The sequence below is a fragment of the Myxococcus faecalis genome (genome assembly GCF_050039385.1).
GTDB lineage: Bacteria > Myxococcota > Myxococcia > Myxococcales > Myxococcaceae > Myxococcus > Myxococcus fulvus.
The window spans coordinates 8,630,029-8,640,000 of sequence record NZ_CP144336.1 but is presented as its reverse complement, the minus strand read 5'-3'; the positions used below and the strand labels follow the sequence as shown (position 1 = coordinate 8,640,000).

Below are 9,972 nucleotides of genomic sequence, written 5' to 3'. Positions count from 1 at the left end.
CGACGCCCTCCTGCTCCTTGCCTCGGGGCCGGCGCGTCGTGACGCTGATGGAGAAGTTCGCCTGGGGCGTCTCCCGGAGGAGCCGGTGGGCCAAGGTGGTCTTCCCCGCTCCAGAGGGGGCGGAGAGGACGAGCAACAGACCGGGCGGAAGGATGGTGGTTTCGCTCATTCGACGTTCTGCACCTGTTCGCGGATGCGCTCGACCTCGGCCTTCATCGAGACCACGCGCGCGGAGATGTCCGCGTGCTGGCTCTTGGAGCCCGTCGTGTTCACCTCGCGGTGCATCTCCTGCACGAGAAAGTCCATGCGGCGGCCCGTGGGCTCCTGGCTCGCCATGAGGGCGCGGAACTGCTCGAGGTGGCTCGCCAGGCGCGTCACCTCCTCGGCGATGTCCGTGCGCTCGGCGAAGAGCGCGACCTCCTGGGCCAGCCGCTGCGGGTCCACCGCCACGCCGCGCGCCAGCTCCGCCACGCGCTCGGTGAGCCGCTGCTGGTAGTCCTGCACGGCGCGGGGCGCCAGCTGCGCCACCTCCCGGCTCCACCCCTCGAGCAGCTTCATGCGCGCATCGAGGTCGGCGTGGATGGCCTCCCCCTCGACGAGCCGCATCTTCTCCAAGGCCCCGAGCGCCTGGTCCAGCGCCGCCGTCACCGCGGGCGTCGCGGACTCCAGGTCGACGCCCTTCTCCTCCAGGCGGACCACGCCCTGCTGGTTGGCCACCTGGGACCAGGTGACGTCCTGGGAGAGGCCCAGCTCCTTGGCCAGCTCCCGGAAGGTGCGCAGGTACTCGCGCGCCAGGTTGAGGTCCACCGTGGGCACGGTGCCCGAGGCCGTGGAGGACTGCCGCTTCACCAGCAGCTCCACCGAGCCACGCGCCAGCCGGTCCTTCACCTGCTTCGTGACGAGCGGCTCCAGGGAGGCGAGCTCGCGCGGCAGTCGCGCCTTCACCTCGCAGAACTTGTGATTGAGCGAGCGCAGCTCCACGGAGACCTCTTCGTCTCCCACGCGCGCGCGGCCCGCGCCAAACCCGGTCATGCTCTTCAGCATTGGGCGGTTGCTAGGGGCTTTCCGCCCGCAGGTCAAGCAGCGTGCTTGCACGCCTTTCAGTTCTGTGTAGGGTCCGCGCCGCGATGTCCTGGCACAAGCGGCTCGAGTTATGGGCGAAGCTGGCACTCGCGCTCGTGGCGTCCCTGCTGTTCTGGCGCCCCGGCCGCAAGCTGCGCCCCGGAAAGTCTCTCCCCGTCCCCCGGAAGGTGCTGCTCGTGCGGCCCGACAACCGCGTGGGCGAGGCCCTCCTCACCACCCCCCTGCTGCGCGCCCTCAAGGCCCAGGTCCATCCCGCGCCCGAGGTCCACGTCCTGGTCCACGCCAAGGTGGCCCGGGTCCTCGCCAACCACCCCGACGCGGACCAGGTCATCGCCTTCGACCGTCGCCACATCTGGGCCGGTCCCCTGGCCCCCGGCATCCGCGCCCTGCGTCAGGCGAACTACGACCTGGTGGTCGACTGCGCCAACTGGGAGGCGCCGTCCGTGACGAGCGCGCTGGTGTCGCGACTGGCCGGTCCTCGCGCCGTGGTCGTCGGGCCCAAGGTCTGGCCGGTGACGTACCTGCACTCGCTCTCCGTTCCCGCGCGGCCCGATACCCGCAGCGAGGCCGTCCAGCGCACCCACCTGCTCTCCCCCGTGGCCGGCAACGAGCTGGCCCGGGAGCTGTCCTTCCGGGAGCCGTACATCCGCGACTCCTTCCGCACGTTCCTGGAAGAGGACGCCTCCATGCCGTGCGCGGTCATCAACCCCGGCGGCCGGCTGGGCCCCCGTCGCATCCCTCCGGAGGCCTTCGCCGCCGCCGCACGGGCGTTGCTGGAGGCGGGCCGCACGCCCATCGTGACGTGGGGGCCCGGAGAGGAGGAGCTGGCGAAGGCCGTGCTCGCCGGCGCGCCCGGGGCCCGACTGGCGCCGCCCACCAACCTGGATGAGCTCGCGGCCCTGATGCGCGCCGCCGGCCTCACGGTGTGCAACAACACCGGCCCCATGCACCTGTCCGTCGCCGTGGGTGCGCCGACGTTGGCGTTCTTCCTCCGGATGGACATGGAGCGCTGGGGCCACGCCTATGGCCCACACCGCATGGTCGACCTCACGTCCATCGTCGATGGCGCGGGAGGCCAGGGGCTCGAGGCTCGCGCCGCCGAAGAGGCGCGGTCCTTCGCCGCGAAGCTCACCGCCTAGGCGCGTCCTCGCGAGTCATCAGCTCGGGAAGCAGCTGCGGCACGCCGTCCTTCACGGGCCACGAGGCATGGCAGGCCGCGCAGTGGAGCCGCTCCGTGGCGCCAGTCCCCAGGACGGCGAGCGCCCCCTTGCATCGGGGGCAGCCCAGCACCGCCAGGAGCGGGGCATCCATGGGCTACTTGGCGTCCTCGCGCCCGAGCCGACGCGCCAGCTCCGTGGTGCTGTGGTTCTTCGGGTCGCCCGACACCGCGGTGCGGCCACCGTAGGCGCGGACCTCGTCACCCTCGGGGATGCTGTCGGGCGTGTAGTCCGTGCCCTTCACATGCACGTCCGGCCTCAACACCCGGATGATGCCGCGCACGTTCGGCTCGTCGAAGACGATGACCCGGTCCGTGCACGCGAGTGCGGCGACCAACTCCGCGCGCTCGTTCTCCGGGATGTGCGGCCTGCCAGGCCCCTTGTACGCGCGCGTCGAGGCGTCCGAGTTCACCGCAACCACCAGCACGTCCGCCAGCTCGCGCGCGCCCTCCAGGTAGCGCACGTGGCCGACGTGCAGCAGGTCGAACACACCGTTGGCGAGCGCCACCGTGCGGCCCTCCTGCTTCCAGCGGACCCTCGCCTCCGCCACCTGCTTGAGCGACTGAATCTTCTCCAAGGTGCTCATCGCGCGCTCCGCAGCTCCGACAGCAGCTCATCCCGAGACACCGTCGCGGTCCCTGGCTTCTGCACCACCATGGAGCCGGCCACGTTCGCCAGCCTCGCCGCCTCGCCGAACGAAGCTCCAGCCGCGACGGCCAGCGAGAAGGTCGCAATCACCGTGTCGCCCGCGCCCGTCACGTCCACCGCGGCCTTCGCGCCGTGCACCGGGATGAGGTCCACGCCGCCGTCCGCGTCGAAGAGCGCCATGCCGTGGCGGCCCCGCGTCACCAGCAACGCACGACACCCCAGCCGGCGCACCGCTTCCTTCCCGGCCAGGAGCAGGTCCTGCTCCGAGCGCACGGGCCGACCCGCGAGCGCCTCCAGCTCGGGCTCGTTGGGCTTGCACACCGTCAGCCCCGAGAACGACGCGAGCGCATAGCGGCTGTCCACGCACACCGGCAGCCCATCCGCCGCGAGCTTGCGGAGCACACCTCGCACCTCGTCGTTCAGCACCCCCGCGCCGTAGTCCGAGACGACCACCGCGTCCGCGTCCCGCGCGGCCTGCTCCACGTGACGGGCCAGGGCCTTGCGCACCCGGGGCGGCAACTCCGAGCGCTGTCCCCGGTCCAGGCGCAGCATCTGCTGCCGCGTGGTGCTCAGGCCACCGGCCAGGATGCGCGTCTTCGTCTCCGTCGCGATGTCTCGACCGCCCACCGCGTGCAGCCGGACGCCGGCCTCGGAGAACAGGTGGCGCAGCTCGCCGCCCATCTCGTCCGCGCCGAGCACACCGACGGCCGTCACCTGGCCCGTCAAGGCGCGGACGTTGGCCGCGACATTCGCGCCTCCGCCCAGCTTCACCTCCGCGGACTCGTAGCGGACGATGAGCACGGGCGCCTCGCGGCTCACCCGGTCCGTCTGTCCGTAGATGTAGTGGTCTGCGACGAGGTCCCCGACCAGCAGCACGCGACGACGCGAGAACGCGAGCGGCAGGCGAGAGGGCAAGGGCGAGGAGCGAACGGGCGAGACCGCGGCCATGGCGGCGGTTTGTCCCACAGCCCCCCTCGTCTCACAAGTCGCCTGACGCGCCCGCCAGCCCGAGCGCCCGATACAGGTGGGCCGCTCCCTCCAGCACCTCCACCCCCAACCGCACCTTCCACGCCTCGAACCCGGGCGGCAGCCGCACCGCGTCCTTCTCCGTCGTCACCACCACCACGCCGCGACGCGCCGCCCGCTGGACCACGTCCTCCAGCTCCTCGGCAGTGAAGCGGTGATGGTCCGGGAACAGCGCCGCGTCGACGACCTCCACCCCCAGCGTCCTCAGGGTCTTCAGGAAGCCCCCCGGCCGGCCAAGCCCCGCCAGCGCCAACACGCCCTGCCCTCTCAGGCGCTCCGGTGGATGCGACATGCCCTCCGGGTCCACCCATGCCGAGGGCCCATAGCGCGCTCGCACCCGGGGAATCGACTCGGCTTCTCGCGGAAGGCGCACCGCTGGGGGCTCGCCCACGGCCGCCGCGGACGTGCGCACCCAGAGCAGCGTGGCGCGTCGAATCGATGAAGCGGGCTCACGCAGCGGACCTCGCGGAAGCATATGCCCATTGCCCAGCCCCACCGCCTCGTCCACCACCACCAGGTCCTCGTCCCGCGCGAGGCGACGGTGTTGAAAGCCATCGTCGAGCAACACCGTGTCCAGGCCGAACTCGTCCCGTGCTCGCAGCGCACTGGCGACCCGGTCGGGATTCACGAAGAGCCTCACGCTCGGACATCGCGTCGCGAGCAACAGCGGCTCGTCTCCCGCGTCCTCCACCGAAGGGAGCGGCTGTGCTCCCGTGAAGGTCAGCGGCTCCCGTGAGCGCCGACCGTAACCTCTCGTGAGGATGCCGACCTTGCGCCCCGCCCGGACGAGCTGCTCCGCCAGGTACAACACCGCGGGCGTCTTACCCGTTCCGCCCACGTTGAGGTTGCCCACGGAGAGGACTCGGAGTCCCTCGACACGCTCGGCTCGCAGCAGCCCCTTGTCGTACAGGGCTCTTCGAAGTTGCACCGCCGCGGCGTAGCTCCACGACAACGCCGTCAGCGGAGACAGCAACACCCTGCGGCCCCAGTCCTCCGGTGACGGTGGGTAGAAGACCCGCTCGATGGCGGTGGGCGACTCGGAGGCGGGAGGACTCAAGACCGACGGGCTCCCATCGCCCGGAGCGCGCTGGGCTCGACGTCCGACATGGACTTCATCGAGGAGCCCCGTTGGCCGCCTCGGCGTACATGGCGAGCACATCGGCGGCGATGCGCGCGTTCGTCGGATGGGCCACCGGCGCGCGCACTCCCGAGAGCGCCGCCGTCACGACGGCTTCGGGCGTGGGCTCGGCCACTCGCGCATCCGCCAGGTCCGGCAATGCGCCTTCGTCCACCGCGACCACTCGGACACCACACGCTCGCGCCTGGGCCGCGGCCCTCGCGCTCCAGTCATTCCCCAAGCCCAGCAGCCAGACCTCATCCAGCGCCTTGAGCCAGCGCGCGAAGGCCTCGCCCTGCTGATAGCCCGCGAAGGTCACCGCGTCCGTCAATCCCAGCGCAGCCACCTGATGGCGCGTCGCCTCCAGCAACGCTCCGTCACCCACGAGGATGAAGCGCGCGTGAGGATGGTGCTGGCGGTATTTCGCGAAGGCCTCCACTCCAACCGCATGGCGCCTCGAAGGCTGGAACGTGGAGACCATTCCCACCAGCGGTCCGCCCATGAGCCCCAGCTCGCGCCGGAGCGACTCGCGGTCCGCTTCGGGCCGGAACCTCGGGTCCACCAGCGCCGGGAGCACCCGGGCTCGCTTCCCTCGCTCCAACAGCCTCGCCAACAGCGCGCTCGCCGGAACCGTGTACGCATCCGCCGCGGGCAACGAGGAGCGCAGCGAACGGGGCGCATGCAGCGAGCGCACCAGCACCGCGCCTCGGGGACGTCCCCACCTCGCGAGGAAGTGGTCGTGACTGAAGTGCGAATGCACCACGTCCACCTGCCGCGCGCGCAGACGCCGCGAGTCGCTCCACATGCGCCACGGCGGCGACTTCACGGACAACTCCAGGCCGCCTTCGTCCAACAGGCCGAGTTCCTGGAAGCGAGGCACCGCGGGCTCCTCCGCCGGCACGTCCTTGCGACGACGGTCCACCGCCACCGTCACCTCGTGCCCCGCCTCCCGCTGCGCTCGGGCCAGCAGCGCGACGTTCTCCGCGGGGCCACTGAAGAACGGGCTCGCGAGCAGGTGAAGGATGCGCATCCGCTCAGCGCCTCACCAGCGTGCGGTACAGCGCCTCCAGCGCGTGCGCCTCGTGCTCCACGCCACACCGCCGCCGCGCCTCCTCGGCCGCGTTGCGCCCCACCTCTCGCGCACGCTCCGGCTCCCGCATCAACATGTCGAGCAGTTCCCGCAGCGCCTTCACGTCACCCGGCTCGAAGAAGAAGCCCGTGCGACCATGCTCGATGAGCGTGTCCAGGTACGGCAGCTTCGACGCCACCACGCAGCAACCCGACGCCATCGCCTCCACGTGCACCAGCGAGTACCCCTCCGCGTAGGACGGGTGCACCAGCACCGTGAGCCCCTGGTACCAGGGCTCGATGACCGACTGCTCTCCCGCCAGCGTCACCCGGTCCTCGATGCCGGCCCGCAGGCCGTTCACCCAGTCCAGGTCCGCGCCCTTCGCCAGGCCCACCAGCACGCCCTGCCACTCGGGGTGCTCGGGCAGCAGCGGACGCACCGCCTCCAGGAAGTCGCCCTGCCCCTTCTCCTTCCGGATGCGGCCGATGACGCCGATTCCCAGGCGCCCACCCTGCCCCAGTCGCTCCCAGGCCTTCTGTCGGTCCTCGGGTGGATGGAAGCGCGTCAGGTCGATGCCGTGCGAGATGACCGTCGACGGCAACGCGATGACGTCCGCCACCTGCTTCGTCAACGACACCAGCGCGTCCGCGCCCCGCGCGATGAACCGCGTGAAGCCGCTGGGCGCCATCGACGTGTGCCGCGTGAACACCAGCCGGACCTGCCGCCCCACCAGCTTCAACAGCATCCCCGCGAGCAGCTCGTTGTTCCGGTGCGCGTGCCACACCACCGGCTCCGAGCGCGCCCGGCGCAGCAGCTCCGGCCAGGTGATGCGCGGCAGGCCCTCGCTCAGCCCCGAGCCGATGACCCGCGTCTCCGAGCCCGAGTCCTTCACCAACGCCGGCACCACCGACTCGACGTGGCGCGTGACGCCCGTGTACCGGTTGTGGAAATGCGGGTGGATGATGAGCGTCATCGCGGCTCCGCCCTGCCGTGCGGGAAGAGCGACAGCATCGCCTCGGCGTTGCGCTCGCTCGCTCCGGAGATTCGTCCCACCGTCTCCAGGGCCTGCGCCCCGAGCGCATCGGTTCGCCGCGGGTCCTCCAACAGCTCCGCGAGCCTCGAGTGCAGTTCCTCCGCGTCCGCCACCTGGATGCCTCCATGCCCCGACAACACCGCCACACTGTCCCGGAAGTTGTCCATGTGCGGCCCGAACAACACCGGCTTGCCCTGCCCCGCCGGCTCCAGGATGTTCTGGCCACCGCGCTTCGTGAACGAGCCTCCGACGAAGACCACCGTCCCCAGTCGGTACGCCCGCGACAGCTCGCCGATGGTGTCCAGCACCACCACCTGCCCGCGCTCGGGGTTTCCCTTCGAGCGCAGCCCCACGCTCAGCCCCGCGTCTCGCGCGAGCGCCACCACCCGCGCCGCGCGGTCCACGTACCTGGGCGCAATCACCAGCCGCAGCTCCGGCCACTTCGCGTGCAGCCGCCGATAGACGCCCAGCAGCGCTTCCTCCTCACCCTCGTGCGTGCTTCCCGCGATCCACACGGGTGCGCCCACCGGGAGCCCCAGGACCTCGCGCAGCGTGGTGTCCTCCGGCGCGGGCCCCGACGCCAGGGAGTCGAACTTCGTGTTCCCCGTCACCATCACCCAGTCGGGACGCGCGCCCAGGCTCCGCGCTCGCTCCGCTTCGTCCTCGTGGCGCATCAACATCAGGTCCAGGTCCTTCAGTGGATTGCCGATGAGGCCGAACAACGCCCGGTAGCGCCCCAGGTTCGCCGGCGAGAAGCGGCCGTTGGTCATCACCACCCGCGCGCCTCCGCGCTTCGCCGCGCGGATGAGGTTGGGCCAGATCTCCGTGTACTCGAGGACCAGGATGTCCGGCCGGAGCGCCTTCATCGCCCGCCGCGTCGCGCCCCACAGGTCATAGGGCACGTAGATGACCCCATCGATGTCCTTGGCCAGCCGCCCCGTCGCCATCGCATGGCCGCTGTCCGTCATCGTCGACAGGATGAGCTGGCAACCCGGGAAGCGCGCTCGCAGCGGCGCGAACATCGGGGAGAGCGCGAGCAGATCCCCCGCGCTCGCTCCGTGCAGCCACACCACGGGCCCATCGCCCCTCACGGGCAACGCGCCCGGGGAATAGAACCCCAGTCGCTGCCACAGGCCATGACGCGTCTTCCGGTGCACACACAGCACCGGAAGGAGCAGCGGGAAGAGCAGGTACGTGGCGAGGATGTAGAGGAGTCGCATGGACGGCTCCCCGGCCCTCTATCAGATGCCAGGGGTCCGAGGCAGCACACGCACGGGATTCGGAACAATCCAAGGTCGCCATTCGGACCCGAAGAAGCGTCCGGGCCCCTTCGCCCAGACCTCCACCCGCACCAGCCCCTCCCCTGTCAGCTCCACCGACGTGCCGTCCTCCCCCAGTCGGCCTTCTCCCCACACCTGCACCCGAACCGTGTCCACGTCCGGCAACCCCGGCAGGCGCACCTTCAGGACATCCCCCACCCGGGCCTCGCGCTGCTCCGGGTCCACGCCCTCCAGGGCGAAGCCCTCGGGCTCCCCCAGCGCGCGGAAGGAACAGAGCGCCGAGCCTCCTCGCAGCGCTCTCGTCACGAGCGCCGCGGCCACCTTCGCATCCTTCGGCAGGGGCGAGGGGAGCTGCTCGGGCGGGAGGTACATCGCGAGCGAGCTGAACACGGACTCGTACGACGGCAGGCCATGCGCATCATGCGCGCAGAAGGAGCGCTTGGGCTGCTCCCGCGAGAGGTCCATGAAGCGCTCGCCAGGCTCGGGCTCGGGCGCGACGAGCAGCATCACTCCATGCATCGGGTTCGCGAGATACGCGCCCACGGCCGGCAGCAACCGGCTCACCGGATTGCGCATGGCGTGACGGAAGAACGTGTCCGCCGAGTACAGCTCGAACCCCTTTGCCTCACGGGCGGTCGGCTCGTCCGTCCACGGGTTCTTCTTCTGCACCGGATGCGCGAGGACCGTCATGCCTCCCGCGGCCTCCACTGCCCTCACCGCATCCGCCGCGGGCATCCATCGCGTCATGCCCTCCAGCGGGCGCTCCATGCCGAACGCGACCAGGTGCCCCGCGGACGTCGAGATTTCAACGCCGGGAATCAGCAGCACGCCATCGCCCCAGGTCGGCGCGGGCGGCGTGAAGTCGTTGTGGTCCGTCAACAACACGAAGTCGAGGCCCGCGGCCTTCGCCGCGAGCACCACGTCGAGGGGACTGCCTCGTCCATCCGAGCGCGTAGTGTGCACGTGGAAGGCGCCCCGAATCCACCTCGGCTCGCCCTCCTTCGGAGGCACCACCGGGTATGTCGTGTACGAGGCCGGGAGCGCGAAGAAGCCGCAGAGGCCCAGGAGGAGGAGCAACAGGCCCACCAGCGCGCGAAGCCCCTTGCCGAGCGCCACACGAAGTCGGCTCATCGCCCCTCTTCTCCACGTCGCGCAGGGACGACGTCGATGGATGTCACGATGAGGGCAACGCCCCTGGCGCCGCACCGAGGCAAAGCCTGTGACGACTCCAGCATCATTGTCCGGACCTCGGCCGTCCCCGAAACAGGCGCTCCACCACGTTCAGTCCCAACTCCTGGCGCGGGGACCCGGCTTCGCCGCACAGGCGTGGCGCGCACGAAGGAGCCTTCCGGCCAGCCCCCATCCGCGGGCCGACCGCACCGCTGCGCGCCAGCCCAGCACTCGCTCCGACGTATTGGCGCGGCTCCTGCGGAGACCACCGCGTCCCGCGACAGGTCCTGTGCCTGGATGCCGCCACACGAAGGCCTGCCCAGGCGCAC

11 protein-coding genes (1 of these 11 only partly in view) are annotated in these 9,972 nt (G+C 71.0%); 1 reads left to right on the top strand and 10 read right to left on the bottom strand.

All coding sequences use genetic code 11. The features are described from left to right. On the bottom strand, positions 1 to 169 hold the 5' portion of the coding sequence (gene gmk, locus VZQ01_RS34955; RefSeq protein WP_141331814.1) for a guanylate kinase. Its footprint begins 455 nt before the window's first position; 169 of the gene's 624 nt are visible here — the first part of the coding sequence; its start codon is at positions 167 to 169; the stop codon falls past the left edge of the window. Beyond that, complete coding sequence (locus tag VZQ01_RS34950; RefSeq protein WP_141331812.1) at positions 166 to 1,044, bottom strand: YicC/YloC family endoribonuclease; 879 nt, start codon at positions 1,042 to 1,044, stop codon at positions 166 to 168. The genes gmk and VZQ01_RS34950 overlap by 4 nt, the downstream gene beginning before the upstream one ends. Positions 1,045 to 1,127: 83 nt before the next feature. Here VZQ01_RS34950 and VZQ01_RS34945 point away from each other — a divergent pair, with 83 nt between their 5' ends. Continuing rightward, entirely contained in the window at positions 1,128 to 2,222 is a 1,095-nt protein-coding gene (locus tag VZQ01_RS34945; protein WP_223785647.1) for a glycosyltransferase family 9 protein, read from the top strand. Here the strand turns inward: VZQ01_RS34945 and VZQ01_RS34940 are convergent. Genes VZQ01_RS34940 through VZQ01_RS34905 form a run of 8 tightly spaced genes read right to left on the bottom strand, consistent with a single transcriptional unit; the run spans position 2,212 to position 9,604 of the window. Beyond that, positions 2,212 to 2,394 carry a Trm112 family protein gene (locus VZQ01_RS34940; protein ID WP_426745795.1) on the bottom strand — a complete coding sequence of 61 codons (183 nt, stop codon included), beginning with the start codon at positions 2,392 to 2,394 and terminating at the stop codon, positions 2,212 to 2,214. The two genes, VZQ01_RS34945 and VZQ01_RS34940, sit on opposite strands and share 11 nt — an antisense overlap. 3 nt (positions 2,395 to 2,397) lie before the next feature. Continuing rightward, a complete protein-coding gene (locus VZQ01_RS34935; protein ID WP_426745794.1) occupies positions 2,398 to 2,886 on the bottom strand; it encodes an adenylyltransferase/cytidyltransferase family protein in 489 nt (162 codons plus the stop codon). Next, positions 2,883 to 3,896 carry a bifunctional heptose 7-phosphate kinase/heptose 1-phosphate adenyltransferase gene (locus VZQ01_RS34930; RefSeq protein ID WP_426745793.1) on the bottom strand — a complete coding sequence of 338 codons (1,014 nt, stop codon included), beginning with the start codon at positions 3,894 to 3,896 and terminating at the stop codon, positions 2,883 to 2,885. The genes VZQ01_RS34935 and VZQ01_RS34930 overlap by 4 nt, the downstream gene beginning before the upstream one ends. Positions 3,897 to 3,927: 31 nt before the next feature. Beyond that, positions 3,928 to 5,031, bottom strand: a complete 1,104-nt coding sequence (gene lpxK / locus VZQ01_RS34925; RefSeq protein ID WP_426745792.1) for a tetraacyldisaccharide 4'-kinase — start codon at positions 5,029 to 5,031, stop codon at positions 3,928 to 3,930. A 55-nt stretch (positions 5,032 to 5,086) separates the two neighbouring features. Continuing rightward, positions 5,087 to 6,121, bottom strand: coding sequence for a glycosyltransferase (locus tag VZQ01_RS34920; protein ID WP_426745790.1), 1,035 nt, complete (start codon positions 6,119 to 6,121; stop codon positions 5,087 to 5,089). Between the two features lie 4 nt (positions 6,122 to 6,125). Then, positions 6,126 to 7,133 carry a glycosyltransferase family 4 protein gene (locus tag VZQ01_RS34915; protein ID WP_223785651.1) on the bottom strand — a complete coding sequence of 336 codons (1,008 nt, stop codon included), beginning with the start codon at positions 7,131 to 7,133 and terminating at the stop codon, positions 6,126 to 6,128. Then, complete coding sequence (locus tag VZQ01_RS34910; RefSeq protein WP_426745788.1) at positions 7,130 to 8,413, bottom strand: 3-deoxy-D-manno-octulosonic acid transferase; 1,284 nt, start codon at positions 8,411 to 8,413, stop codon at positions 7,130 to 7,132. Before VZQ01_RS34910 ends, VZQ01_RS34915 begins: the two co-directional genes overlap by 4 nt. A gap of 21 nt (positions 8,414 to 8,434) precedes the next feature. After that, positions 8,435 to 9,604, bottom strand: a complete 1,170-nt coding sequence (locus tag VZQ01_RS34905; RefSeq protein WP_267700339.1) for a PHP domain-containing protein — start codon at positions 9,602 to 9,604, stop codon at positions 8,435 to 8,437. Between the last annotated feature and the right edge of the window lie 368 nt (positions 9,605 to 9,972).